At 68.0% G+C, this 25,580-nt stretch carries 20 protein-coding genes; 10 read left to right on the top strand and 10 right to left on the bottom strand.

What is annotated here, in order from left to right:
• The first annotated feature begins 159 nt into the window (after window positions 1-159).
• The 4 genes from R5W23_RS16405 to R5W23_RS16390 all read left to right on the top strand — a co-directional run bounded on the left by R5W23_RS16405 (window position 160) and on the right by R5W23_RS16390 (window position 7,526).
• Window positions 160-528: a hypothetical protein gene (locus R5W23_RS16405; protein WP_261186822.1), complete on the top strand. Its 369-nt coding sequence runs from the start codon at window positions 160-162 to the stop codon at window positions 526-528.
• 171 nt (window positions 529-699) lie between these two features.
• Window positions 700-2,916, top strand: a complete 2,217-nt coding sequence (locus tag R5W23_RS16400) for a hypothetical protein (RefSeq protein WP_320687227.1) — start codon at window positions 700-702, stop codon at window positions 2,914-2,916.
• Between the two features lie 175 nt (window positions 2,917-3,091).
• Window positions 3,092-5,167 (top strand): HlyD family efflux transporter periplasmic adaptor subunit, encoded by a 2,076-nt coding sequence (locus tag R5W23_RS16395; protein WP_320687226.1) that lies wholly within the window; start codon window positions 3,092-3,094, stop codon window positions 5,165-5,167.
• 91 nt (window positions 5,168-5,258) lie between these two features.
• Complete coding sequence (locus R5W23_RS16390; RefSeq protein WP_320687225.1) at window positions 5,259-7,526, top strand: site-2 protease family protein; 2,268 nt, start codon at window positions 5,259-5,261, stop codon at window positions 7,524-7,526.
• Window positions 7,527-7,693: 167 nt separating this feature from the next.
• On the opposite strand, the gene R5W23_RS16385 is transcribed toward R5W23_RS16390, so the two are convergent.
• The 3 genes from R5W23_RS16385 to R5W23_RS16375 all read right to left on the bottom strand — a co-directional run bounded on the left by R5W23_RS16385 (window position 7,694) and on the right by R5W23_RS16375 (window position 11,137).
• Window positions 7,694-8,689, bottom strand: coding sequence for a glycosyltransferase family 2 protein (locus tag R5W23_RS16385; RefSeq protein WP_320687224.1), 996 nt, complete (start codon window positions 8,687-8,689; stop codon window positions 7,694-7,696).
• A gap of 77 nt (window positions 8,690-8,766) precedes the next feature.
• A complete protein-coding gene (locus tag R5W23_RS16380; protein WP_320687223.1) occupies window positions 8,767-10,110 on the bottom strand; it encodes a phenylacetate--CoA ligase family protein in 1,344 nt (447 codons plus the stop codon).
• A 97-nt stretch (window positions 10,111-10,207) separates the two neighbouring features.
• Window positions 10,208-11,137 carry an NAD-dependent epimerase/dehydratase family protein gene (locus R5W23_RS16375; protein WP_320687222.1) on the bottom strand — a complete coding sequence of 310 codons (930 nt, stop codon included), beginning with the start codon at window positions 11,135-11,137 and terminating at the stop codon, window positions 10,208-10,210.
• 460 nt (window positions 11,138-11,597) lie between these two features.
• Here R5W23_RS16375 and R5W23_RS16370 point away from each other — a divergent pair, with 460 nt between their 5' ends.
• The 3 genes from R5W23_RS16370 (at window position 11,598) to R5W23_RS16360 (ending at window position 14,511) form a co-directional block, all read left to right on the top strand.
• Window positions 11,598-12,734, top strand: coding sequence for an NADH:flavin oxidoreductase/NADH oxidase (locus tag R5W23_RS16370; protein ID WP_320687221.1), 1,137 nt, complete (start codon window positions 11,598-11,600; stop codon window positions 12,732-12,734).
• 274 nt (window positions 12,735-13,008) lie between these two features.
• Entirely contained in the window at window positions 13,009-14,046 is a 1,038-nt protein-coding gene (locus R5W23_RS16365; RefSeq protein WP_320687220.1) for a DUF1559 domain-containing protein, read from the top strand.
• A gap of 75 nt (window positions 14,047-14,121) precedes the next feature.
• Window positions 14,122-14,511 (top strand): peptidase associated/transthyretin-like domain-containing protein, encoded by a 390-nt coding sequence (locus R5W23_RS16360; RefSeq protein ID WP_320687219.1) that lies wholly within the window; start codon window positions 14,122-14,124, stop codon window positions 14,509-14,511.
• 13 nt (window positions 14,512-14,524) lie between these two features.
• On the opposite strand, the gene pheS is transcribed toward R5W23_RS16360, so the two are convergent.
• The 4 genes from pheS to R5W23_RS16340 all read right to left on the bottom strand — a co-directional run bounded on the left by pheS (window position 14,525) and on the right by R5W23_RS16340 (window position 18,339).
• Complete coding sequence (gene pheS, locus R5W23_RS16355) at window positions 14,525-15,556, bottom strand: phenylalanine--tRNA ligase subunit alpha (RefSeq protein WP_407936135.1); 1,032 nt, start codon at window positions 15,554-15,556, stop codon at window positions 14,525-14,527.
• A gap of 77 nt (window positions 15,557-15,633) precedes the next feature.
• Window positions 15,634-16,107, bottom strand: a complete 474-nt coding sequence (locus R5W23_RS16350) for a 6-pyruvoyl trahydropterin synthase family protein (protein WP_320687217.1) — start codon at window positions 16,105-16,107, stop codon at window positions 15,634-15,636.
• 58 nt (window positions 16,108-16,165) lie between these two features.
• Window positions 16,166-16,858 (bottom strand): 7-cyano-7-deazaguanine synthase, encoded by a 693-nt coding sequence (locus tag R5W23_RS16345; RefSeq protein ID WP_320687216.1) that lies wholly within the window; start codon window positions 16,856-16,858, stop codon window positions 16,166-16,168.
• A complete protein-coding gene (locus tag R5W23_RS16340) occupies window positions 16,855-18,339 on the bottom strand; it encodes a zinc ribbon domain-containing protein (protein WP_320687215.1) in 1,485 nt (494 codons plus the stop codon). Before R5W23_RS16340 ends, R5W23_RS16345 begins: the two co-directional genes overlap by 4 nt.
• 133 nt (window positions 18,340-18,472) lie before the next feature.
• Here R5W23_RS16340 and R5W23_RS16335 point away from each other — a divergent pair, with 133 nt between their 5' ends.
• Both R5W23_RS16335 and phnX read left to right on the top strand, forming a co-directional pair.
• Window positions 18,473-19,030 (top strand): HD domain-containing protein, encoded by a 558-nt coding sequence (locus R5W23_RS16335; RefSeq protein WP_320687214.1) that lies wholly within the window; start codon window positions 18,473-18,475, stop codon window positions 19,028-19,030.
• The gene (gene phnX / locus R5W23_RS16330) at window positions 19,023-19,826 is read left to right on the top strand and encodes a phosphonoacetaldehyde hydrolase (RefSeq protein WP_320687213.1); all 804 of its coding nucleotides are present in this window, start codon (window positions 19,023-19,025) and stop codon (window positions 19,824-19,826) included. Before R5W23_RS16335 ends, phnX begins: the two co-directional genes overlap by 8 nt.
• Window positions 19,827-20,260: 434 nt before the next feature.
• Here the strand turns inward: phnX and R5W23_RS16325 are convergent, their stop codons facing one another.
• The 3 genes from R5W23_RS16325 to R5W23_RS16315 all read right to left on the bottom strand — a co-directional run bounded on the left by R5W23_RS16325 (window position 20,261) and on the right by R5W23_RS16315 (window position 23,208).
• The gene (locus R5W23_RS16325) at window positions 20,261-20,746 is read right to left on the bottom strand and encodes a carboxypeptidase-like regulatory domain-containing protein (protein WP_320687212.1); all 486 of its coding nucleotides are present in this window, start codon (window positions 20,744-20,746) and stop codon (window positions 20,261-20,263) included.
• A 46-nt stretch (window positions 20,747-20,792) separates the two neighbouring features.
• On the bottom strand, window positions 20,793-21,857 hold the full coding sequence (locus R5W23_RS16320) for a DUF1559 domain-containing protein (protein WP_320687211.1): 1,065 nt from the start codon (window positions 21,855-21,857) through the stop codon (window positions 20,793-20,795).
• Between the two features lie 487 nt (window positions 21,858-22,344).
• Window positions 22,345-23,208 (bottom strand): hypothetical protein, encoded by an 864-nt coding sequence (locus R5W23_RS16315; protein ID WP_320687210.1) that lies wholly within the window; start codon window positions 23,206-23,208, stop codon window positions 22,345-22,347.
• 331 nt (window positions 23,209-23,539) lie between these two features.
• Here R5W23_RS16315 and R5W23_RS16310 point away from each other — a divergent pair, with 331 nt between their 5' ends.
• Window positions 23,540-25,504, top strand: a complete 1,965-nt coding sequence (locus R5W23_RS16310; RefSeq protein WP_261186803.1) for a hypothetical protein — start codon at window positions 23,540-23,542, stop codon at window positions 25,502-25,504.
• The last annotated feature ends 76 nt before the right edge of the window (window positions 25,505-25,580 follow it).

The raw sequence follows: 25,580 nt of genomic DNA, 5'->3' as shown, positions 1-25,580 counted from the left end.
AACTCACAAGCTACGAAATGCGGCACGTCCGCTTGCGACCGACCCGCGCCCGCGTTATACGCCCCGTCACACACACGCGATGAACGTCCGAGCGGATCGGGCCGGCGGGTTGGGGGACTCGCCGGCCGTGGGTTGATATGGCTCGTGGGGGAACGGCTCATGCCGACGCAGTGCGACCTGCTCGTTCGCTACGTTTTACGAGATGAAGCGCTGACCCGGGGGCTAAGCGACATCGAGGCCCGGATGCTGGTGGAGTGGCTCGCCGACTGGACCGAGCTGCTCTCCGACGCGGCCCGCACGGAAGACGACGCCTACTCGTGCATCGACCGGCTCTGCCGCCGGGGGCGCGCGATCGGCAAGTTCGTTCGGCTGTGGAACGAGCCGTTCGGCCGGGGGGCCGCGATCCAGCTCGCCGCGTCCGAGCGGTTCGACTGGCCGCTGCCGACGACTGACATGGACCCGGCCGACCTGATGCATCACATTCTGACTTGGGAGAATCAGCACCCCGGCACCGACGCCGGCGTGTAAGATGAGTAGGCCGTGCCGGCAATGCCGGGCGTGCCGAAAGTGCGAATCGTGCGGCATTCGACCGTGAGCTTGCCCGCACCCCCGTTTGCGAGATATGATCGACGATATTCGTCCGGCCGCGTCTGTCGCCCCAGACGGTACGCTCGGAACCGTAACGCGAGGCCAAAAGCCGTGAACCCGACCACGACCGCTCCCGCCGTCCCTTCCGGGGGCGGCGATGACGCGCGTAGCAAATATGCGCGTCAGATCGAAGAAGCGTTCGAAACAGCCGGGCGCTTGGCCGGCTCGGCCCTTCCGCCAACCGACTTTTACCGTGAGTTCCTGAACCGCACGCTGAGCGCCATCGACGCGCCGGCGGGTGCGGTCTGGCTCCGCACGCCGCAGGGCTTCTTGCAGCTCGCGTGCCAGGAGAACATCGACAAGATGGGGCTGGACGCCCGCCGCGGCGGGCGCCAGTGTCACAACGAGGTGCTGCGGCAGGTGTTCCAGGCCGCGCCGCCGCGGCCCGTGCTGCTGGAGCCGAACGGGCGCATGGCCCCCGGCCCCGGCGAGCCCGGCCCGGTACCGCCCGCCAACCTGACCGACCACTTCGCGCTCTTCGCGCCGATCGTCACCCCCGAGAAGCAGACGCTCGGCATCCTGGAGGTGTTCCAGGACGCCGTCCACGACCCGCGCATGTACCCGACCTTCTTGAACTACGCGTTCCAGATGGCCGGGTACGCCAGCCAGTACCACAGCTTCAGCAACGCCCGCGTCGCCGCCGGCATCGAGAAGACCTATACGCAGGTCGAGTCGTTCGCCCGGCACATCCACTCCAGCCTGAACCCCACGGAGGTGGCGTACCACGTCGCCAACGAGGGCCGCAAGCTGATCGAGTGCGACCGGCTGTGCGTCGGCGTCCGGCACGACCGGAAGCGGGTGACCGTCGAGGCGGTCAGCGGGGCCGACGTGGTCGAGAAGGCGAGCACCCACGTGCGCCGGCTCCGGCTGCTGATGCAGGCCGTGCTCCAGTGGGGCGAGACGCTCACATTCAAGGGCGAGAAGGACGCCGGGCTGCCCCCGGACGTGTCCCACGCGCTGGACGACTACCTGCACGAGAGCCAGCCCAAGCTGCTCATCGTGCAGCCGATCCGCGACGAGCGCGAGAAGGACTCCGCCAAGCCCGCCCGCGGCGTGCTGGTGATGGAGGCGTTCAACCCGCCCGAGCAGACCGATGCCCTCGTCCAGCGGTTCGAGATCGTGGCCAAGCACGCGGCCCCGGCGCTGTACAACGCGGCCGAGATGAGGCGGGTGCCCCTCAAGTTCTTGTGGTGGCCCATCGCCAAGGTGCAGGAGGGGCTCGGCGGCAAGAGCCGGTTCATCACCGCCGGGATCGCGCTGCTGGTCGTGGTGCTGGCCACCGTGATGGCGCTCGTCCCGGCGCCGCTGCGGGTGGAAGCCAAGGGCCAGATGCTCCCGGTGGAGATCGCGAAGATCTTCCCGCCTCGCGAAGGGGTTGTGCGCGACATCCGCGCCAAGCCGGGCCAGCGGGTGAACCCGAACTACGAACTGGTGACGCTGTCCAGTGACCAACTCTACGAGGAGTACAACCGGGCGCGGGGCGAGTGGCTCGAACAGAACGTGCTCATCAGCGAGTACAACAAGCAGATCCAGTTCACGTCGATCCCCGAGGCCGACAAGCGACGGATCGAGGCCGACCGGTCGGTCGCGGAGAGCCGGCGCGACAAGGCGCGGAGCGACATGGACGCCCTGGACCAGCAGTACAACCGGGTCAGCACCGACCCGGCCGCGAAGGGCCAGGCGCACGGCCGCGGCCCCGGGTTCTTCCGGGCCAACGCCCCGGACTTCGGCTCGCTGGCCCGCGCCGGCGGGGACCAGTGGACCGTCCTCAACAACGACAACCGCGAGAGCCTGCTCGGGCGCACCATGCGGCCCAACGAGGAGATGCTCCGGATCGCCCACCTGGAAGGGCCGTGGCATCTCGAACTCAAGATCCCGCAGCGGAACGTGGGGCAGGTGCTACGGGCGTTCGCCGACCCGGCCCAGCACCTCACCGACCCCGACCGCGGCGGGCGCAGGTACCTTGAAGTGGACGTGATCCTGCGGAGCCAGGCCGCCACGCAGTACAAGGGCCGGCTGTACCGCGAGGACCTGATGGCCGAGGCGGTGCCGAACAAGAACGAGCACGACGAGAACGAGCCGGTCGTGACCGCCTACGTCAAACTCAACATCGACGGCATCGACCCCGACAAGTGGATCCCGCGCGAGCAGTTGACCACGGGCCTGGAAGTGAACACCCGCATCCGGTGCGGCGACCACGCCCTCGGGTACACGCTGTTCCACGGCGTTTGGGAGTGGTTCTACGAGAAGGTGATCTTCTTCTTCTAACAGTTCCAGGTTCTAGACTCCGGGTTGAAGAGGAACGGACCGGGCTTCTCGCTTCGCCTCGGAGCGGAAGCCTGGAACTCGCGACAACCCGCCTTCCGGCCCGACTGGCGAGCGCCAGGCCACCGGTGGCCCCAGGTCACAACCCCTTACGGTCCCAGCAAAAGAGGACAACGTCATGCGTTCTCGCGTTCTCGCGTTCTCGCTCCTGTCGGCCGCGCTCGGCGGCCTGCTCATCGGGTGCAGCCCCAAGAACACCGGCCCGGGCGGGAAGACCGGCCCCGCGGACCCACCGGCCCCGGTCGACCCGGGCAGCCCCCTGTGGGTCCCGGCCCCGCTGCCGCCCTCTGTCGCGGGCGTCGTCCGCGGCGAACCGCTGGTGATACCCAACTGCGTGGTTCAGTACGACGAGCGGCAGATCGTCTCGGCCGAGGTGGACGGCACCATCGAGCTGTTCGCCACCCATTTTAAGCCGAACGAGTACGAGGCCCTGATGGCCAACACGAAGCTCACCGCCCAGCAGAAGGCGGATCAGATCGTGTACCACCCGCGGAACCCGAACGGCAAGAACACGCCGCTGAAGCGGGTGCGCGAGGGGATGCCCGTTGAAGCGCGGCAGGTGCTCGCGTTCATGGACGACCAGCTCGTCAGCACGCGGATGGAAGGCGCGAAGAAGATCAAGGAGTCCGCGGAGAGCGCGAAGAAGAACGCTTCCGACGGCGCCAGTGCGGCGGAGCGGAAGTACAAGCAGACCGAGAGCGTGATGCTCAAAGGCAGCGGCAGCCCGAAGGAGTTGCTCGACGACCAGATCACGTGGTCCCGGTTCTTGGAAAACCTGGACCAGTCGATCAGCCAGATCGCGAAAGCCGACTCCGAGTTCAAAGAAGCAATGGTGCTGATGGGCCGGCACCAGATCCGGAGCGGGGTGAACGGCACCATCCGCACCGTCTCCAAGCGGCCGGGCGAGTACGTGAAGGCCGGCGACAAGATCATGGAGATCGAGGGCACCGACAAGGTGCGGATCGAGGGCCAGCTCGACGTGCAGTACATCCGCGCGGTGCGGTTCGGCATGGAAGTGATCGTCGAGCCCGCCCTGCCCAGCGCGCCGGAGGCGTCGCACAGCGGCCACCGGCAGGCGGTCACCGGGGTCACGGTCACCGCGCACCCCGACGGCCCGCTCGTCGTCTCCGTGGGGGCCGACGGCGCGGCCCTGGTGTGGGACCCGCCGCTGGCGAGCAAGAACGCGAACACCACCGTCTCGGTGCCCCACAACCTGCCGCACCCGGTCGGGGTGAAGAGCGTGGCAACCGCCACCGCCGCCGCCCGGACCGTGCTGGTCATCACCGGCGGCGACGACGGCAAGGTCCGCGTGTGGGACGTGACCAACCGCAAACAGCTCCCGACCGCGCCGAAGGTGGTGGCCGAGGACGCGCACACGTCCGCGGTGCAGGCCATCGCGGTCAGCCCGGACGGTAAGTACTTCGCCACCGCCGCCGGCCGCGACGTGTTCGTGTGGGACCTGACCACCGTCAAAAAGATGTACGCGCTGCCGCTGGAGCACCGCGACTCGGTCACCGCGATCAACTTCACCCCGCAGTGCACGCTGGTCACCGCCTCGAAGGACAACACCCTGAAGGTGTGGAAGGTTGGCGACAAGGGTGCGGCCGTGGCCCGCACCCTGGACCACCGGGCCGGTGCGGTCGACGTGCTGGGGGTGAGCAGCGACGGCGCGCGGGTGCTGTTCGACCAGGACAAGGGCCGGCTCGACCTCGTGGACCCGTCGAACGGGCAGACGGTGGGCCAGATCCAGAACATGGGCTCGGCCGGCGCGTTCTCGACGCTGGCGGTGTTCGAGCCCAGCGCCGACGGCGCGAAGGGCGACCCGAACCGGCCCCACCTCCTGGCGACCGCGGGCGGGGACGGCGACCTGAAGGGGACGGTGCAGGTGTGGCAGGCGCCGCGGAGCGGGCGCGGGTCCGAGGTCGGGCGGCTCATCACCCCGGGCCGGGTGCCGGTGACCACGGCCGCGTTCAGCCCGGTCCGCGGCGAGCGGTTCCTGGCGGTGGGCACGAGCAGCGGCGCGGTCCACCTGTGGAAGCCGCCGTCCGAGGCCCGCAAGACTCACACCGGCCGCATCGTCAACATCGACGCCACCGACGCCCGGTACGTCACGGTGCGGGTGGAACTGGACAACCGCGAGCTGCAACTGATCGACCACAGCATCGCGAACGTGATCATCCCGTCCGACAAGTGACGGCGTGAGTGCCGGGCTCCGGCGGCCGACCCGGGCCGCCGGAGCCCGGGTCCGTTGCTCCCCCTCTTCCCACTCACACCCGCACCGACTTATGGCCAACGACCTCATCGCGAACCTGAACAACCCCGCCGAGCGCCGCAAGTCGGTGCGGCTGCGGGTGCGCCCCGACCTGCAATCGTTCGAGCAGAAGTACGAAGGGAAAACGTTCACCGTCATCAAGGACCCGGTGTGCCTGCGGTACTACCGGTTCAGCCGGCAAGAGCACTTCGTGTTCGGCCTGTTCGACGGCAAGCACACGATGGAGGAGGTGCAGGAGGCGTTCGAGGAGGAGTTCAAGCCGATGCGGCTGGAGCTCGCGGACCTGGAGGGGTTCGCCCGCCAGCTGGTGACCGCGGGGCTGGTGCAGAACGAGCAGCCCGGGGCCGCCCGGCACCTGTTCGAGCGCCGCGCCAAGCAGCGCCGCATGCGGCGGCTCGCCACGGTCAGCAACATCCTGTACCTGAAGATCCCGGTCTTCGACCCGGACCGGCTGCTCACGTGGATGTACGGCTACCTGCGGTGGGTCTTCACCGCCTGGTTCTTCGCGGCCAGCGTGGGGCTGATGCTCGCCGCGATCGTGCACGTGATGCTCCACTACAACACGTTCCAGGCGAAGCTGCCCGCGTACCAGGAGTTCTTCACCTGGAACTCGGTGCTGTACATGTGGCTGTCGCTGGGCGTGGTGAAGGTGATCCACGAGTTCGGCCACGGGCTGAGCTGTAAGGCGTTCAAGGGCGAGTGCCACGAGATGGGCGTCTTGCTCATGTGCCTCTCGCCGGCGCTGTACGCCAACGTGACCGACGCGTGGACCCTGGCGGACAAGTGGAAGCGGATCATCATCAGCTTCGCCGGCATTTACGTGGAGCTGGTGATCGCGTCGATCGCCACGTTCGTGTGGTGGTACACGCCCGCGTACCCGACCGCCAACAACATCGCGCTGTGCATCATGGTGCTGTGCTCGGTGAGCACCGTCATGTTCAACGCCAACCCGCTGATGCGGTTCGACGGGTACTACATGCTCGCGGACTGGCTGGAGGTGCCGAACCTGCGGGAGAAGGCGAACCGGTTCCTCAACAACCTGTTCCTGTCGAAGTGCCTGGGGGTGGACGTTCCGCCGGAGGCGTACATGGCCCCGTGGCGCAAGTGGCTGTTCGTCATCTACGCGGTGGGGAGCTGGGTGTACAAGTGGGTGGTGACGTTCAGCATCCTGTGGTTCCTGGCGGACTTCATGGGGCCGAAGCTGAAGGTGCTGAGCCAGATGCTGGCGCTCCTGTCGCTGGCGTCGGTGTTCGTGTTTCCGACCTACAAGGTGATCAAAAACATCCGTCAACGGGGGCGGCTGCCAGACATGAAAGCGGCACGAGTTTACATCACGCTCGCCGTGTTCGCGGCGTTCGTGGCGGCGTTCTTCTTCCTGCCGCTGCCGGTGAGCCGGGTACACGAGACGGGTTTGGTCGCGATCGACCCGGAGCACCTCGAAGGGGTCATGCTGTCCGAGCCGGCGCGGCTGGTGAAGCTGGAGGGCGCGAGCCCCGGGCAGGCGGTCCGCAAGGGGCAGCTCCTGGGCACCTTTGAGAGCACGGCGCTGGAGATCGAGCTGGCGAAGGCGAAGGCGGCGCGGGCGACCCAGCAGCAGACGGCCGACATGCTGAACAAGAAGGTGCTCAAGGCCCAAGGCGCCGGCGACGCCGCGAACGAGCAGCGGTTCCTGAACGAGTACGTGCGGGCCAAGGCGCAGGCCGACACCGCCGAACGGGACGTGGCCCGCCTGCTGAAGCGCCAGATCGGGGTGCGGGAGCTGCGGGCCACGCGCGACGGGACGCTCATCACCGCCCCCAAGCGCGACGAGATCGGCAAGCTGTTCGACAAGGGGTACACCGAAACGACCCCGGTGTTCTCGGTCGGCGACCCGCTGAAGCTGGTGCTCAAGGTGCCGGTGACGCCGTACGACTACCGGCTGCTCAAAGAGGACCTGACGGTGCGCAGCGAGCTGGACGTGTCGGTGTGCGTGAAGGGCCGGAGCGACCGCACGTTCAACGGGAAGGTCCACCGCGACAAGCTGCCGGCCCAGAACGCGGCGACGATACCGCTGGCCCTGAGTCAGCGGGGCGGCGGCTCGCTCGCGGTGAAGCCGAACGAAGACCCGAACCTGCTGGCGCCGCTCGCACAGGTGTACTTGGTCGAGGTCGAAATGACCGACCCGGACACCGCGATCGACCCGGGGCAGCTCGTGAGCGTGAAGATCCACTCGCGGTGGCGGAGCGGGGCGTGGTGGGTGGCCCGAGAACTGTCCAACGCGCTCGACATCGGGCTGTATTGAGATTGATAAAGACGATTGGCCACAAAAAAGCACAAAGGGCACAAAAGGAAACCGAAGACCAAGACAGAAGAGTGAGTTCAAAACACTTCTTTCTCTTCTGTCTTGGTCTTCGGTTTCCTTTTGTGCCCTTTGTGCTTTTTTGTGGCCAATCGCTCTTCTCAGGTTCGTTACAGGTTGACCGTTGCGTTTTCGGGCGACCCTTGCACTCGCCGGCCGCGCGCCGCGGCAAGGGCGCCCGCGATCATCCCCTTCAACGAAATCACGCGCCGCGCCGGCCAGCGTAGCGCGTGCGCGTACCACCGCAGCGACGTGACGGGCTCGGCGGCACGCATCACGAACCCGATCGTCTGGCACGTCGAGGCGTAACCGTCCGCGATCACCTCGGCGGGTACGGCGTCGCCGACCGCGTACCGCGATTCGGCCCGGTGCATGATCGACATCGCCGTATCGACGCGGTCGCGGAGCTTCTTCGACAGGTTCCCGTGCCCGGTGCGGTACCGCACGAGCGGCTCGTCCACGAAATCGAACCGGTGGAACTTGGCGACGCGGAGCCACAGGTCGTAATCAATCGCCAAATCCCACTGCGGGTCGAACGCGCCGACGTGCGAGAGCACGTCGCGCCGCACCACCGCCGACGAGAAACAGACAAAGTTCTGGGTGAACAGATCGGGCAGGACCGAACCGCGGAGCGGCTGCGTTTCGCTCTTCGCGGGCACCGGTCGGCCGTCTTCGTCCATCAGCGTGCGCCGGCAGAACACCACCCCCACCTCGGGCTTCTCGGTGAACACCGCGAGCTGCTTTTCGAGCTTGGTGGGTTCCCAGGCGTCGTCGGCGTCGAGGAAGGCCACCAGCGCCCCGCGGCTGAGACCGATCCCGAGGTTCTTGGCCCGCGGCTGGCCGAGCGTGTCCGAGCGGAAGTATCGCACCCGCGGGTCGCTCAGGAACGGCCGCGCGGCTGCGGGCGTGTGGTCGGTCGAGCCGTCGTCGATGATGAGCAACTCCCAGTCGCCGAACGTCTGCGCGAGCACCGACCCGACCGCCTCGGGCAGGAAGCGGGCGTAGTTCTTCGCGGCCATCACGATGGAGACGGCGGGGGAGTAATACCCACCCCCCGGCCCCCTCCCTGCAGGGAGGGGGAGAGAAGACGCACAACTGCTCTGCACCTCAGTTACGACTCGCGGTTCGTCCGAACTCCCCCTCCCTGCAGGGTGGGGGCCGGGGGGTGGGTTGTCTTGGCCCGTCACGCGCTCAGCTCCTGCATCCGCTCGCGGGCGACGTTGGAAATGCAGAACCGGTACTTCCCGCTCGGCTCCTGCGGGATCGCGTCTACCAGTTCCACCTCGTGCGAAACGGTGTCCCCGAACGTGTCCTGCACCAGCGCCGCGATCTTCCGGCGGCTGCTGTCCCCGAAGGCGTCGTCCGCGACGAGCCGGATGCGCAGTTGGGTGATCGACTCTTGCACGATCTGCACCTGCGCCGCCCCCGGCACCAGCACCGCGAAGTTTTCCGTGAGCGAGATGCCGGAGATCAGGTTCCCCGATGGGGTGAGCACATAATCGGCGTCGCGGCCCTCGACGCGCTCGATCAGCGGCAGCCCGCGGCCGCACCGGCACACCCGGTTCGCCGGCACCACCACGTCGCCCACTTGGTACCGGATCAGCGGCATCGCCCGGTTGCAGATGTCGGTGATCAGCAGCTTGCCGTCGGCCGGCACCTCGGTGTACAGCGAGTCCGCGTTGACGTGCAGCCCGTTGTGCTCCTCGCACTCGCTCGCGATAAGGCTGACTTCCTCGCAGCCGTAGCGGTTGGTCACCTTGCAGCCGAACACGTCCTCGATGACGGCCCGCTGCCAGTCGTGGAGGATCATCGCGGTGGAGATGATACCGTTCGGGCGAATGTCGCTCCCGCCGGACTTCTTGAGCGCGCACGCGAGCAGGTACAGCGAGTGCGCGTGCCCGAAGATCAGCCCGGGGCGGTGCCGGCGGATGGTGCGGGCGAACTCCGCGACGCGCTCGTCGTTGAGGTTGAGCGTGTCGAGGTAGACGGCGCGGTCGAAGAAGTGGTTGCGGAGCCGCCCCTTGAGCCCGAAGTGGCGGTACTCGGGGTTGCCCCACACCTTCGCGACCCGCTGCCCCAGGCGGTACCCCGACCACTGGTCCGAGCGGACGGTGCAGGCCGTCTTCCACTGCATCGCCGGCTCGTCGCAGTAGATCGTCAGCGGCACGCCGGTGGAACCGGAGGTGGTCTTCACCCGGCACCGGGCGGTGTCGTAGGCCGACGACACCAGAGCCCGGTTGTGCCGACGGATGTCCGCTTTCGTGAGGACCGGGAAGGCTTCGAGGTCGGCGAGTTCGCGGACATCGGACGGGTGAACGCCCGCCCGCGCCCAGGCGGCGCGGTAGTAAGGCACCGTGTCCCAGGCGTGCTGGAGCTGAACTTTGAGGGCCGCGAGCTGCCGCGCCCGGATCACGTCGGGCGGGTCGAACTGCGTGCGCTCCAGGGTGCGCAGGTGCTTGAGGTGCTTGCTGCCCGCCCGCCACGCCATGAACGGGTGCATCAGGTGTCGGTTCAGAGTGTCGAGCATCCGTGCCTACCGAGAAAGGTTCGGTCCGCCGTGCGACGCGGGCGGACGCGGCGTTCAAGAAGAGGACGACCGCTATCCAGCGGCGCGAGCCTTCGGGTCACAGGAGCGTCTTCTGCCACTCCACTTGCTTCGCGAGGCCCTCGTCGATGCCGGTGGTGGGCTTCCACCCGAGGTGCTTGAACAGCTTCGTCACGTCGGCGCCGGTCGAGAGCTGGTCGCCGGCGCGGGCGGGGTGCCGCTCGATGATCGCGGTCTTACCGATGATCCGCTCGAGCTTCTTGAACACCTCGAGCACGGTCACGAGTTCGCCGCCGCCGAGGTTGAACGCTTCGCCCGGCATCGCCTGCGTGGCGCGGATCGTCGCCTCCACGCAGTCGTCGATGTACGTGTTCCCGCGGACCTGGAGGCCGTCGCCGGTCAGCTTGATCGGCTTCCCCTGGAGGATGGCGTTGATGAACAGGTGGTAGCCCATCTCCGGGCGCTGGCGCGGCCCGTACACGCTGAAGTACCGCAGCACCACGCTGGGCACGCCGAACTCGTCGGCGTACACGCGGCACAGTTGCTCGGCGGCCAGTTTGGTGATGCCGTAGGGCGATCCCGGGCGGGTCGGGAGCGACTCGTCGCCGCTCGCGTACTTGCCGTACACGCTCGACGTGCTCGCGTAGATCACGCGCTTCAGCGTGGGCGAGCCTTTGAGCGACTCCAGGAGGCGGTGGGTCGCGGTGAGGTTGTGGCGGTTGTAACTGTCGAAGTCGAGCCAGCTCCGCGTCAGCCCGGCCATCGCGGCCAGGTGGAACACCCACTCGGCGCCGGCCGTCACGTCCGCCGGCACGCCCTGCGACAGGTCGAGCTCGCGCAGCGTGAAATGCGGCCTGTCGATCAGGTGCGCGAGGTTGCGCTCCTTGATCGGCCGCGGGTAGTAGTCGGTGAAGCAGTCGATGCCGGTGACCGCGTGGCCGTCGGCGAGCAGCCGCTCGCACAGGTGTGAACCAATGAACCCGGCCGCGCCGGTGACGATACAACGCATAGTAAGCATTCCCCCGCCGCAAACTGTAACCGGGCGCGGAAGCCACATTCAAGCCCGACCGGCGGAAGGCAAAGTGGAAAGGCTCGCGCCCTGCGGCGGACGTTACGGACCCCATGAGGCAAGGCAAAGAACTGGCATTCCCCACGCTCGAACCCGCCCGTGCTGGATTCGGGCGCCCACGCGAATCGGCACTGAAACCGTATTGCACTACCTGACACAGGAGTGACTACCGGCCTCAAACGGTTCCGCTCGTGACCTCTCCCGTAGAGCAAGCCTTCCAGCGGGGGCAACGGCAAGCGAGCGTGCGAGGCCGTGCGTGTTTGCGGCTCCGGTGAGCGTCCGCGTTTCGTCGAAATGTGTAAGGTTCTCGCCATCTTTCGGCATAATTCCCCAACGACGGCAGTTCGTGGTTCGCGGTTTGCAAACACGTCGGCGAGTCCTTTCACTTTCAGGTGCCAATATGAGCGAAGCAGCCCACGCGGCCGGGTGCGCGTCTGGTGTCAGTCACGACCGCAACGTGCCAGACACCGACCTCCTCGCACCGCTGACGGTTCGCGGTGTCACGTTCCGCAACCGCATCGTCGTATCGCCGATGTGTCAGTATTGTGCGGCCGACGGGTTCGCGGACGACTGGCACTTGGTCCACCTCGGGAGCCGGGCGGCCGGCGGCGCCGGACTCGTGTTTGTCGAGGCCACCGCGGTGGCGGCGGAAGGGCGCATCACCCCGGGTGATCTCGGCATTTGGACCGACGCCCACACCGAACCGCTCAAACGGATCGCCGACTTCGTAACCCGCATGGGCGCGGTGCCGGGCATCCAGCTCGCGCACGCCGGCCGAAAGGCGAGCTGCGACGTTCCGTGGAAGGGCGGCGCCCAACTCGCGCTCGACAACGGCGGCTGGCCGACCGTCGCACCGAGTGCGGTCCCGTTTAACGAGGGCGACCGCGCGCCGACCGCCCTCGACGAGGCCGGCATCCGTGCCGTGATCGGTCAGTTCAAGGTCGCGGCGGCGCGGGCGGTGCGGGCCGGGTTCCGCGTGATCGAACTGCACGCGGCGCACGGGTACCTGATGCACGAGTTCCTCTCGCCGCTCTCCAACCGCCGCACGGACCGGTACGGCGGGAGCCTCGAAAACCGGATGCGGATCGTGCTCGAAACGGCCGCCGTGCTGCGCGACGCCGTGCCGCAAGAGTTGCCGCTGTTCGTGCGCATCTCGGCGACCGACTGGGCCGACGGCGGCTGGGACCTGCCGCAATCGATCGAACTGGCCAAGGCCCTCAAGCCGCTCGGCGTGGACCTGATCGATTGCTCCAGCGGGGCGCTGGTGCCGCACGTCAAGATCCCCGTGGGCAAGGGGTACCAGGTGCCGTTCGCGGACGCGATCCGGCGCGAGACGGGGTTGCTGACGGGGGCGGTCGGCCTCATCACGGAGACACAGCAGGCCAACGAGGTCATCACCTCCGGCGCGGCGGATCTGGCGTTCCTCGCGCGTGAGATGTTGCGCGAGCCGTACTGGGCGCTGAAGGCCGCCCAGACCCTCGGCCAGGAGCCCGCGTGGCCGGTGCAGTACGGGTACGCGGTCAAACGCCGGGGCTGAGCCGTGTACCGGGCGCTCGTTCAGACGCCCGGTGGAAATTGCCAGTCGGGAACGCCCTTGAAAGATCACGCCGCGTTGCTATTATGCATACATGTCACCGGGCGAACAGATGCTGTTCACCCGAACGGTTAATCCCGCACCCGCCTTTTCTGTTAGGTGTCGCTCAGTTTAGCTCTGCTGCTCGCCTCGCTCACCACGCGGGCGGGCCGTTTTGGTTGCCCGTGCCCCAACCCGGGCCACGGGCCTCTCTCCCTTTTCCTTCTCCGGGTCCGACATGCTCTTCTCTCCCACCCGCGCGCGCCGCGGGTTCACGCTGATCGAGTTGCTGGTGGTGATCGCGATCATCGCGATCCTGATCGGGCTCTTGCTGCCGGCCGTCCAAAAGGTGCGCGAGGCCGCCGCCCGCATGAAGTGCCAGAACAACCTCAAACAGCTCGGGCTCGCGGTCCACAACTTCCACGACGTGATGAACGGGCTCCCGAGCACCCGGTACACCACCCCGGTCGGCACCCCGAACCGCGGGGCGGCCCCGGTGTACGACACGATCAGCGGGTTCGTGTACCTGCTCCCGTACGCGGAGCAGGCGAACCTGAAGGACTCCATTTACAACAACGCGGCCTTCGTCGCCGGCACCGGCGGCGCGCCCTGGGACTCGAACTTTGCGCCCTGGACCGTCGTCCTCTCGCTGTTCCAGTGCCCGTCCGACGCCGGTACGGCGGCCAGCGGCACGGCCCCGCGGAACTACCACATGAACGTCGGCGACCGGTACGACGGCAGCCGCGGGGCGTTCCAGGCGGTCCCGCAGGGCGGGGCCAACCCCGAAAAGCACAGCGCCGGGCTGCTGGCCATCAGCGACGGCACGAGCAACACGCTCCTGTTCTCCGAGCGCCGGCGGCCGACCGGCGCCAACGAGATCGCCCGGTTGGGCCTGACCGCCTCGACCGTGCCGAGCGACTGCCGCGCGCTGTGGAACGGCACCCAGTACAGCGCCGTCGTCACGCACACCCCGTCGAGCCGGTACGGCGACGGCCGGTCCCTCTACGGCGAGATCCTGACCGTCCTGCCGCCGAACGGCCCCGGGTGCCACTCGGACTCCGGGTGGGACGGGAACCGCGGGTTCTTCACCGCGAACAGCAACCACACCGGCGGGGTGAACGCCTGCTTGGCCGATGGGAGCGTCCGGTTCGTCCGCGACAGCGTCAGCGTCGGCGACCAGACCGTCAACTCCAGCACCGTGGCCGGGACCAGCCCCTACGGCGTCTGGGGCGCGCTCGGCAGCCGTAACGGGGGCGAAGTCGTCACCCTCGACTGAACCGCCGCGCGGGCCGGGGCCGAGGCGCCCCGGCCCGCTCACGTTCCCGCTCCTCTCCACCGAGAACCAATTGCTATGAGCCTCGCGCGCCAGTTACTGTTTTTTGCCGCTCTGTTGGCCCCCGTGGCGGCCGGGTGCGGCGGGTCGGAGTCGGCGGTCGCCACGTCGCTCCTCCGGGGCAAGGTGACCTGCGACGGGCGGCCGGTCGTGGCCGGCGTGGTGACCGCTTACCGGGGCGGGACGAAGGTAATGGAGGCGAACATCAACCCGGACGGCGGGTACGAGTTCGCGCAGCCGTCGGCCGGCGAGTACCAACTGACCGTGACCAAAACCGACGTGGCGACCCCGTACGCGAAGCCGGTCAAGTTGCCGGCCCGGTACTCCGACCCGGCCCAGTCCGGCTTGACCGCGAAGGTGGCCGGGGGCCAGGCCAGCACCCAGGATCTGGCCCTGACCGCGAAGTGACGCCGGGGCTCGGTCAGAACTGCTTGAGGAACCGCAGGTCGTTCTGCCAGAACAGCCGGATGTCGTCGATCGCGTGCTTGAGCATCAGCATCCGCTGCGGCCCCATCCCGAACGCGAACCCGGTCACCTTGTCCGGGTCGTACCCGCCGGCGCGCAGCACGTTCGGGTGAACCATCCCCGCGCCCAGGATTTCGAGCCAGCCCGTGCCCTTCGTCAGCCGGTCGCGGTTCGGGTCGTCCTTCGGCCAGTCGATGTCCACTTCGATTGACGGCTCGGTGAACGGGAAGTAGCTGCTGCGGATGCGGACCTGGCGCTCGGGGCCGAACATCCGGCGCGCGAACGCCGTGATCGTGCCCTTCAGGTCGGCCATCGTGACGCCTTCGCCGACCACCAGCCCCTCGACCTGGTAGAACTGGATCTCGCTTCGCGTGCTGATGGCCTCGTTCCGGTAGCACATCCCGGGCAGGATGACGCGGATCGGCTTCCCCGCGGCCTCGCGCATCACGTGGATCTGCCCCGGGCTGGTGTGCGTCCGCAGCACGACGCCGGGTGTGGTGGTGAAGAACGTGTCCCACATGTCGCGCGCCGGGTGGTGCGCGGGCATGTTCAGCGCCTCGAAGTTCAGCTCGTCGGTTTCGACCTCGTTGGTGCGGTACACCTGGAACCCGAGGTCCGCGAAGATCGCGTAGATCTGCCGCAGGATCTGCGTCGCGGGGTGGAGGCGCCCGCGGGGGCGCCCACGGCCCGGGAGCGTCACGTCGAGCGGGTTGGTGGTGAGGCTGAGCTGGAGCGCCTTCTCCTTCGCCTCCGAGAACGCCGCGTCGTAGGCCGCGGTGAGCGACTCCTTGATCCGGTTGACTTCGGCGCCGGTGGCGGGCTTCTCGGCCTTCGGGACCTTGCCGAGCAGCGACATCGCTTTCTTCAGCAGCCCTTTCTCGCCGAACACCTGGGTGTTCCAGGCGCGAAGGGCCGCCTCGTCGGCGCACTGCTGGAGGGCGGTGAGGGCCGTCGCGACGCGCGCCCGGAGTTCGTCCAGCGAGTTCACCTCGTCCATCTGCTCTGCTCCCAACGTCGAAGGTCCTTCGTTGGGACAGGATACGGCCGCGAGGGGTTCGCGTCCGGTCACTCTGGCGCCGCGGGCGGCGTGCCCCCGACCACCTCGCGCATCGCAACCGGCCGCGACGGTACCCCGGGGGTGGGCCGGTACGTGGCGAACGAGTTCTCGGTCTCCCAGAGGATCACCTCCGTAACCGGCAACCCGTGTGCGACGGCCCGATCGAAGATGAGCCGGGCGATGGTTTCCGCGGTCGGGTTGGCGTCCAGTGCGACGAACGGCTCGCCCTGCCGCTCCAGTTCCGGGATGATGGGGTCGTCCTGGTGCAGCAGCATCCGGTGGTCGAGGGTGTCGTCGATCCACTTCCCGATGATGCGCTTGATCTCGGTGAAGTCCACGACCATGCCCAGGGCGTCGAGCGACTCGGTCTCGACGGTGACGACGGCCTTCCCGTTGTGCCCATGCAGGTTGCGGCACTTCCCGGCGTAGTTCAGCAACCGGTGCCCGTAGCAGAAGTGGATTTCCTTCGTCACGCGGAACATCGTTCCCTCCGGGAGAACGGCAAAAGAAGGCCGGCGAGCGGTCTTTTGCCGTTCTCCTTTACCTCTCTGCGTACTCAGTCGGGTCGGGCATGTGGGCCTCGCGGAACGCTAGCCGGCGCTCCGCACACTTGTTGCAGGCACCGCAGTGTAAGCCGCGCACGGGGCGGATGCAGGAGAACGTGTGCTCCAGCGGCAGCCTGCGCCCGCGGCGCATCACGTCCACCTTGTGAAGGGCCGAGTACGGGCGCAGTACCCTCACGTCGCCACGCACCGCGGAACTCACGATCCCGGCGAAGCCGTCGTAGAACGCGGGCGTCGCGTCCGGGAACGGGTTTGTACCGAGCGGCGCGGTCGCGACGAACGGCACCGCGTTCAAATGACACCAGATGAGCGGCTTGGCGAGCAGGAGGACGTTGCGCCCGGGCAGGAACACCGCCTCGTCGGCGGAGTCGGCACCGGGCACCCCCTCGCCGGTGGTGCTCCAGTGCGCACCGTACACGTCGGCGGTCGGCTGATCGAGAACCCGCAGCGGGCGCAAGTTCGGGGCCGCGATTGCTGCCAGGAAGCGTTCCAGGTAGGCGCGCTCGACGGCCTCCCAGTGCAGCCCGGAGCGCACATAAAGCGGGAACACGGCGGGGCACGCGCGGACCGCTTCGGCGAGCAGGATGGCGCTGTCCAGCCCGCCGCTGACGAGCACCGCGAGCGGGGCGTCGGGCAGCGGCGCGGGGTGCGGGTCCAGGGCGTCGGTCACCGGCAGGCCCGCACGCGGCGGCGCGGCTTCGAGCCGCCCGGTCTCGGCCCGGGACCGCCCGGGGCCGGCCCGGCAGGGCCACCCGGCGTGGGGGGCATTCCCGCGCCTCCGCCCCCGCTCGCGCCCCGCGGGTTGAACTTGTTCGCGACGCTGCTCACCGACTCCTTCAGGTCGGCGGACTCGACCGACGAGCGGGCGTAGAACAGGTCGCCGGACGAGCCGCACCCGATGTTCGCCAGCATTTGCGCCTTGATCTTGTTGCCGAGCGGGTCGACCTCGCTCTTCCACCAGCGCGGCGGGGTGCCCTCGTCCCCCTTGCCCAGGTCGCTCTCCTTCCACTTCCGGCTGGTGCTCGACGCTTTCTCGCTGTCGGCGTACCACACCACGACCTCGAACCGCACCTCGCGGCTGCCGATACTGGCCTTGAGCCCGTACCCTTTGCTCCCGCTCAGCGTCTCCGCGATGGTGCGCGCGAGCTGGGCCTTGCCGTCGTCGCTGCCGCCGCTCCCGCCGGCACCGTCCTTGCCCGCGGCCGGAGCGGCCGGAGGCTTCGAGTCGCCCTGGAACAGTTGCAGGCTCCAAAACGTACCGCGGGTGACACGTTTGCCGAGGTCCCCCATACGCGATCCTGCGGTTTTGTCCTGCGAGCCCGCGTTCCCGCTCAGAATCTTCTTGAACACCGGTTCGGGCACGTCCTGCGGGCAGACCACAACGAGCCGGTTGGTAGGGGCGAACACCCGCGTCCGGGGCGCCCCGCTGCTGAACCCGTCCACGGCGTAGTAGGTGCGCCCGTCGAGGGACTGCTGTTTCGCGCCGGGCAGCTTGCCCAAGCCGTCGGCGTTGAACTCCGATTTGGTGCGGAACACCATCGCGGAGTGGCCCTTGCTGTTGGTCCCGAACAGGACGTGGTCGGCGAGGCCGTCGAGGTCGTTGACGCCGATCGCGCGGCCGATGCCGTCGCCCGCGAGCTTGAACTCGCTGCCGCCGAACGTCCCGGAGAGGGCCTTGTAGAACTCCGGGTACTTCTGCGCGTGCCCCAGGTTCAACCCGGACAGCGAATCGGCGTCCTCGGGCACGTAGTGCATCATCTCGACCGACTTCGGTGTGCGGCCGAGCAGGTAGACCAGGAGTCCGGTCACGCAAGCGAGCATCACCAGCCCGGCGACGATCACCCCGATGAGCAACCCCTTGCTGGTCTCGCGCTTCTTCGACTTGCGCTTTCGCGGGGCCTTCGGGTCGGCGGCGCCCTTGACGGGCTTGTCTTTCTTCTTGCCCTCGCCGGCCCCGTCGCGATCCCGGTCTTTCTTGGGGCGGTCGTCGGACTTCTTTTTCTTGGGGCGGTCGTCGCCTTCGTTGTCCGCCGGCTCGGGCGCGACGAACGTGGTGCCGCACTTGGGGCACTCGATGTCCGTGCCGGCGTCCGGGGCTTCGTCTAGTTTGAGCTTGGCCCGGCATTCCGGGCAGCGGAGTTCAACGGCCATGCGGTAGCACCCGAGGCGAGCGGCGGACGTGCGGCTCCGACTTTCCGATACTATCGGGAGTCGCGCGCCGAGAGCAAGGGTGTGCGCGCGAGTTCATAAGAAGACGGCACACGCGCCCCGGAGAACCATTAACGTGACCCCCACTGACGTGATGGCCCGTATCGACCGCCTGTTCGCCGAGCGCGGCGGGTCCGAGTACCACGGCGAGGCCGTGACCCAGCTCGAGCACGCGCTCCAGGGGGCGCACTTCGCCGAGCAGGAGGGGCAGCCCGCCGAGATCGTCGCTGCCGCGCTGCTCCACGACATCGGGCACATGCTCCACGGCCACGGCGAGGACTACCTCGACAAGAACATCAACGACCGGCACGAGGAGCTCGGCGCGCGGTTCCTGGCGCACGCGTTCGGCCCGGCCGTCACCGAGCCGATCCGGCTGCACGTGCCGGCGAAGCGGTACCTCGCCAGCGGCAAGCACCCCGCGTACCCGGGCATCCTCTCGCCAGCGTCCGTGAAAAGCCTCGAGCTCCAGGGCGGGCAAATGAGCCCGGCCGAGATCGCGGCGTTCGAGGCGGAGCCGCACTTCGCCGCCGCCGCCAAGGTGCGCGAGTACGACGACCGCGCGAAGGTGGTCGGCATGGAGACCCCGCCGTACAGCCACTTCCGCAAGTACCTGGAGGCCTCGCTCCGTGGCTGAGATCAAGCTGGTGGTGCTCGACTGGGCCGGGACCACGATCGACTTCGGGTGCCTCGCCCCGTCCGGGGCGTTCGTGGCCGCGTTCGCCACGAAGGGCGTGACCGTGACGCTGCCCGAGGCACGCGGCCCGATGGGGCTGCACAAGAAGGACCACATCCGCGCGATGCTACGCACCGACGCGGTGGGCGGGAAGTGGCGCGCCGCCGTCGGCCGGGACTGGACCGAGGCGGATGTCGAGGACCTGTACCGCGACGTGACCCCGCGGCAGGTGGAAGCCGCCGTGACGTACAGCGAACTGATCCCCGGCGCCCGCGAGGCCGTCGCCGCGGTCCGCGCGGCGGGGATCAAGGTGGCCGCGACGACCGGCTACTTCCACGAGGCCGCCGCCGCAGTCGCCGGGGCCGCGAAGCGCCAGGGGTACGAGCCCGATTTCAACATCTGCGCCGACGACGTTCCGGCGGGCCGCCCGGCCCCGTGGATGATCTTCCGGTGCATGGAAGCGCTCGGCGTGTACCCGCCGGCCGCGGTGTTGAAGGTGGGCGACACGGTCATCGACATCGAGGACGGGCGCAACGCCGGGTGCTGGAGCGTCGGCGTGATCGACTCCAGCAACGAGATGGGGCTGAGTGCGGACGAGCTCCGCGCGCTGCCGCCCGCCGAACTCGCAGCCCGTCGCGAAGTCATCACCGAGCGTTACAAACAGGCCGGCGCGCACGCCGCGATCAACGACCTGGGCGGGCTGCCGGCGCTGATCGCCGACCTGAACGCCAAACTCGCCCGGGGCGAGCGACCGTAACCCGCCTGACAAGCGGCGCGTCGTTATGAGATGGGGGCCGCTCCGGTGGTGTCGCGCACAACGAGCTTCCGGCGACCGAATCCGGTAGCGGCGTGAGGGGCGGAGTCGCTCGAACGCCAAGGGCGGCGGTGGCGCGGGGGCGCCTCCTGCGTGCTCGTGTACCGAATAGCCCAGTAGACGTTTCACCCGACGGAAACGTGGCCGGTTGTCACGGAGGCAACCCGCGCGTACACCCCCTCCCTTCAGGGAGGGGCCGGGGGTGGGGCTATGCCCCGCGTGCGCCTCTCGCGCCGGGACCAGCGTTCCCGGCTCCCTCCCCTCCCGCCGGCCCACGGAAGCTTCGCTGACCGGGCCGGCGAGCACGGCGAGGAGAGAGCCGGGGGCGGTCTGCGCCCGACGCGCGAACCACCTCTACGCGCGGGAGGATCACGCGCTCAGTCCGTCAGCTCGAAGGCGAACGTGTTGTCCTTGTCGGTGACGGTCGCCGAGAGCAGCGGGGCCTTCGGGGCGTTGTACTTCTCGGGGATCACCGACTTCTGCTTGGTTCGCTCTTGGGGCCGCCCGGCCGGGTTGTACTCCTGCTTCGCGGGCTCGACCACGTTCCCCTTCGCATCGACCTCGACCACTTTGGAAATCAGCACGTCGTAGTCGCCCGGCATCGCCCCGTTGCGGGTCGCCCCGGACGTGACGAGTTCAAATGACCCGTCCGGGTTCGTGGTCCCGGAGGCCACGCGGGAGCCGCCCTTCGGCTTGAACATGACCAGCGCCCCGCCGAGCGGCTCTCCCTTGTACGTCACCCGGCCGATAACCTTCTTCACCTCGACCGCATCGCCGCCCCCGCAACCGGATATCAGCGGCCCGACGGACGCTAGCAGAAGCAGGCCGAGTGCCCGCAGCGGGGCGGAAAATCGGTGGCTCATTCGGTCCTCTCATTGGTCTCGGGCGTGAAGGGACATCGGTTCGGTGTCAACCGCCGAAGCTCTCCGTCTCGCCGCCCTGAACGGTCCCCATCGCGCCGATGACGCCGTAGGGGCTCTTGCCGCTCTTGAGGTCCCAGATGGCGATGGTCGCGTTCCCCACGTCGATGGAATCGGCGAGGAACCGCACCGAGCCGTCGCCCAGGGCGACCATCGCGCCGCCGGAGTGGTAGCTCCCGAGGCTCAGCAGCGGGGCGTTGGTGTCCGAGCTGCCCCACCCCAGGCACGACGGCGTGTTGGGCGCCGTAGCGGAGTGGAACCCGCTGTAGACCGGGATCGCGTCGTTCCAGCGCCGGCCGGACCAGTCGGCCCCCGGGTTGCGCAACTTCCGACGGTTCGTCGTGTCAACGGCCGCCAGCGCGCCGGCGGGGGTGGACGCGTTCAGGCAGAGCGACGTTTTCGCGTTCTGGGTGTCGCCGGCGGCGCAGATCGCCACCTCGCCCAGCAGCAGGGTGTTGCTGGTGCCGTCGGTGAAGTCCGCGAACGTCAGGCCCCGCTCCTCGCGGAAGGCGCCGCGGAAGTTCGGCTGGTAGTCGGTCCGGCCGAAGTCGCCCGAGTAGTCGCCCAGGGACGCGCGGTAGCTCGAGTTGCGGGTGAAGTAGGTCGTCCCGCCGCCCTGCCCGGTCTGCGGGTCCGACGGGCACACGCGGATCGACATGTCCTGCATCCAGGGCTTGTAGTTGGTGTTCCAGGCGTCCGCGGGGCCGGCGGCGAAGGCGGTGGTGCCGTCCACGGACGCGGCGGTGCCGCCCTGCCTGATCAGGTTGTTGATCGCTTCCTGCTCGGTGAACGGGAGCACCGCCACCATCCAGCCCACCCGGCGCGCGTCGTTATGGAGCCGCGGGAAGGTGTTGTTGGAGCTCTGGTAGTTGTGGCACGCTAGCGCCCACTGCTTGAGGTTGTTGGAGCACTTCATGCGGGCGGCGGCCTCGCGCACCTTCTGCACCGCCGGCAGCAACAGCCCGATGAGGATCGCGATGATCGCGATCACCACCAGCAGTTCAATGAGCGTGAAGCCGCGCCGCGGCGGGCGCGCTTTCGGGGTGCCAATCATGTTCTGTGCTCGGGGAGTCGGCGACAATCGGTGAAAGATGGTCCAACGGGCCGATTCGAGGGGGGAAACTTGCTCGCACGGAAACCGGCGCCTGGGCGGCGCCGCGTCGATTGTAATCTAATATAGATTTCGTGCGGCGGTACGGCCAGCCCTCTGTGAATATGCGCTAATAATTCTCGAATTGTTCATGACAATTGGTCGCCCGCACACGCCGGCCGGCGCCGCCCCGAGGCTTGTGTCCGGCAAACGTTCGGCGGGCACTCACTTTTCCTGTTCAGAGCTGAACGCGCGGCGGCTTTTGTTTTTGTGGCACAGACATTCCTGTCTGTGCGGCCTTCATATGCCGCACAGACAGGAATGTCTGTGCCACAAAAAAGCCAAGACAGACACCAAGACCTGCACCGTAAACGAGGGCTGAACGCGCGGTTGCCCCCGTCCGGTGAGCACGAGCGCGGGGCAGGGGCGGCGGAAGCTATCGCTTGTCGAATCAATCATCTTTCTCGCGTAATAGGTCCGGCTTGCCGAACTGGCTCAGATCGACGCTCCCGCGCAACTCCCCCTCCACCAGCTTCAGCCGCATCTCCAGGTCGCGCAGTTTCGTTTGCAGGATCTCCATCTTCGTGGTCGCGTCGTCGCGGACGCGGTACCGAGGCACCTCCGGGTAGCCCAACTGCCGCTGGAGCGCCGCGAACAGGTACAGCGGGTCGCGCGTGCGGCTCGCCTTCGCGATCTTCCCCTCCTTCTCGCCGAAAATGGCCCGCCGCCGCGGCTCGAACGCCGGGTTCCGGCGCCGCTCCTCGGACACGAACAGCTCCGAATGCGTGTACACCAGGTCGCTGAAGTCCTTCTCGCCCACCAGCCGTCGCAACTGGTCGAAGTAGCCCCGCCAGTCGGCGTCGTAGAACGGGTCGCGGGCCATCGCCTCCAGGCCGTCGATGTAGCCGAGCCTGTTGCGCGCGATCGTCTCGAACTGGTACACGAACAGCCCCGGCCGGGTGGGCTGGTTGGCCCGGTAGGCGGCCTCGCGCTCGAGGATCAGAAACGCGGTCGGCATCGGCAGCCGGGACTTCTCGTCCTCGGCCTGCTGAACAACGAACGCCTGGAACGCGGTGAAGTAGTGGGGGAGCTTGGCGAACCCGTTCGCCAACAGCCCGGTGTGCTTCAGCTCCGACGCCACGAACTGCACGGCGTAGGGGAGGCGCGTGGTGGAGAGCAACTCGTCCGCGACGCGCTGGAACACCTCCTGCGCCGGCTGGTTGTCGGCGACCCGCTCGCGCACGGTGCGGAACAGGTACGCCTGCTCGATGTACTCTTCGCGGTCGAGAACGGTCGGGGTGCTCATGGGCTTCATGATACTCCGGGGCGAATGAGGGGCGGAAGCTCCGAGTGCGCCGGTCGGCTCACACCATTCGTGTGTTGAGCAATCGCGAGCCGCGCGCCATCCGCCCGCCCCGAATCTGGTGGGAATAGCGCGACTCGTCGCGTTGTGCCGCTTGTGCGGGCCGCGCGAACTGGTTCGGTTGGCGCCTTTGGGCGGGTTCCGCCGTTACCGGACGCGGCGACCTGCGCACGAACCGCATAAGCCGCCTGTTGTGACGCCGCAACGTCATGCACATTTCTCATCAGCGGGCCGGCTCGTCGCCCCGTTCATCACGGATTTGCACCGGGACGCAGGAAACACCATGAGGAAGCAACTCGGGCTGTGGCTGCTCGCGCTGGGCGGCCTGGCGGGGCTGGCGGACCCCGCCCTCGCGGGCCACTGCGGCATCTGCCGGTACCCGCGCGGCTGCGTCACCCCGGACCAGTGCGCCGCCCCGGTCGTGACCAGCACCGTTCAGTACCAGCCGGTCGTCGAGCAGCACCAGCAGGTGTGCTACCGCCCGGTCTACAAGACCGAGTACCGGGCCGAGCAGTACACGACGTACAAGACCGTCCAAGAGACCAACTACACCACCGAGAAGTACACGGTGCAGCGGCCGGTCGTCGAGCACTTCGACACCGTCCGCACGTACACGGTGCAGCGGCCGATCCACGAGACGCACCTGCAAGAGCAGCAGTACACGGTGATGAAGCCGGTGACGCGCAGCTTCCAGGTGGCGATCCCGTACTGCACCACCCGGCCCGTGTACGAGCAGCACGTGCGCGACGTGTCGCACACGGTGATGAAGCCGGTCGTCAACGAGTACCAGGTCGCCGTGCCGTACTGCGTGATGAAGCCGGTGGTGGAGCACCACGTCCGCACGCACAGCTACGTGGTCAACCGCCCGGTGGTGGAGCACTACCAGGAGCCCGTCACGTACACGGTGAACCGGCCGGTGTACGAGCAGCACGTGCGCGAGATCCCGTACACCACCTACCGCGCGGTCCGCGAGCCGTACCAGGTGGAGATCCCGTACACGGTGATGCGACCGGTGTACGAGCAGCACGTGCGCGAGATCCCGTACACCACCTGGCGCACGGAAACGCAGCAGTACCAGGTCGCGGTCCCGTACTGCACGGTGCGGCCCGAGTACGAGACGCAGACGTACTACGTGCCCGTCACCACCTACCGCACCGAGGTCGATTACGTCACCCAGCAGCGGGTCAGCTACGTGACCGAGCCGGTGGTCACCGAGCGCGTCGAGAAGGTGTGCGGCGGCCACTACGAGACGGTGACCGAGTACGTGCCCGGCCCCGTGGTGACCCGCGCGGTGCGCTCCCCGGGCACCTGCGTGTTCGACCCCTGCACCTGCACCAGCCGGTACGTCCCGGGCTGCCTGACGCACGAGACCGTGCAGTGCCCCGGCCGGACGGTGTGCAAGAAGGTGTGGGTGCCGACTGAAGAGTGCCGCGTGGTGAAGGAGTGCAAGACGGTGTGCAAGCCGGTCTGCACCACCGTGCAGGTGCCGGTGTGCCGCAAGGTGGCCCAGACGGAGATGAAGGCGTGCAGCCGCACCGTCTGCCGGTTGGTGAAGGAGCAGCACGTGCGGTACGAGACCCGGACCCGCTGCTACAAGGTGCCCGAGCACCACGTCCAGCGCATCCCGTACACCACCTGCCGGATGGTGCCCGAGCAGTGCTCCCGCACCGAGACCCGGTACCGGTGCTACACCGTGCCGGAGCACCACGTGCGCTACCAGCCGTACACCACCTGCCGGATGGTGCCCGAGCAGCACGTGAAGATGGTGAACCGCACCCGGTGCTACTCGGTGCCGGAGGTGAAGACGTGCGAGATCCCGTACAAGACGTGCCGCTGGGAGAAGGAAGAGCACGTCCGGTACGTGACCAAGCGGACCTGCACGATGGTCCCCGAAACGATCACCCGGCAGGTGTGCTACACCACCTGCCGGCTGGTGAAGGAGGACCACGTGCGGTACGAGACGCGGTGCGTGGTGGAGAAGGTGCCGGAGGTGTGCGTGCGGCACGTGCCCGTCACCACCTGCCGCTGGGTGTGCGAGGAGAAGCAGCAGGTGGTCCGCCAGTGCCGCGTGAACTACGTGTGCGAGGAGCGGGTCCGCTGCGTGCCGGTGACCACCTGCAAGGTGGTGCCCGAGACCCACTGCCGGATGGTCCCGCACACCACCTGCTCGATGGAGCCGTACACGGTGACCACCTGCGTGAAGCGGTACGTCCCGGTGTGCGTGCCGACCTGCAACCCGTGCCCGTAATCGCGGGTGGTTGTGAGAGGCAGTAACAACGGAACAGCCCCGGCGGTGCCGGGGCTGTTTGCGTTTCGGTTGCGGC

The sequence above is a fragment of the Gemmata algarum genome, assembly GCF_034097035.1.
GTDB classification, from domain to species: domain Bacteria; phylum Planctomycetota; class Planctomycetia; order Gemmatales; family Gemmataceae; genus Gemmata; species Gemmata algarum.
Note: the sequence above shows the minus strand (reverse complement) of the source record. Positions and strands in the feature narration are given on the sequence as shown.

Coding starts and splice junctions, on each gene's coding strand:
- R5W23_RS16405 (WP_261186822.1), top strand. CDS start 160: ATGCCGACGCAGTGCGACCTGCTCGTTCGCTACGTTTTACGAGATGAA.
- R5W23_RS16395 (WP_320687226.1), top strand. CDS start 3,092: ATGCGTTCTCGCGTTCTCGCGTTCTCGCTCCTGTCGGCCGCGCTCGGC.
- R5W23_RS16390 (WP_320687225.1), top strand. CDS start 5,259: ATGGCCAACGACCTCATCGCGAACCTGAACAACCCCGCCGAGCGCCGC.
- R5W23_RS16380 (WP_320687223.1), bottom strand. CDS start 10,110: ATGCTCGACACTCTGAACCGACACCTGATGCACCCGTTCATGGCGTGG.
- R5W23_RS16375 (WP_320687222.1), bottom strand. CDS start 11,137: ATGCGTTGTATCGTCACCGGCGCGGCCGGGTTCATTGGTTCACACCTG.
- R5W23_RS16370 (WP_320687221.1), top strand. CDS start 11,598: ATGAGCGAAGCAGCCCACGCGGCCGGGTGCGCGTCTGGTGTCAGTCAC.
- R5W23_RS16365 (WP_320687220.1), top strand. CDS start 13,009: ATGCTCTTCTCTCCCACCCGCGCGCGCCGCGGGTTCACGCTGATCGAG.
- R5W23_RS16360 (WP_320687219.1), top strand. CDS start 14,122: ATGAGCCTCGCGCGCCAGTTACTGTTTTTTGCCGCTCTGTTGGCCCCC.
- R5W23_RS16350 (WP_320687217.1), bottom strand. CDS start 16,107: ATGTTCCGCGTGACGAAGGAAATCCACTTCTGCTACGGGCACCGGTTG.
- R5W23_RS16340 (WP_320687215.1), bottom strand. CDS start 18,339: ATGGCCGTTGAACTCCGCTGCCCGGAATGCCGGGCCAAGCTCAAACTA.
- R5W23_RS16325 (WP_320687212.1), bottom strand. CDS start 20,746: ATGAGCCACCGATTTTCCGCCCCGCTGCGGGCACTCGGCCTGCTTCTG.
- R5W23_RS16320 (WP_320687211.1), bottom strand. CDS start 21,857: ATGATTGGCACCCCGAAAGCGCGCCCGCCGCGGCGCGGCTTCACGCTC.
- R5W23_RS16315 (WP_320687210.1), bottom strand. CDS start 23,208: ATGAAGCCCATGAGCACCCCGACCGTTCTCGACCGCGAAGAGTACATC.
- R5W23_RS16310 (WP_261186803.1), top strand. CDS start 23,540: ATGAGGAAGCAACTCGGGCTGTGGCTGCTCGCGCTGGGCGGCCTGGCG.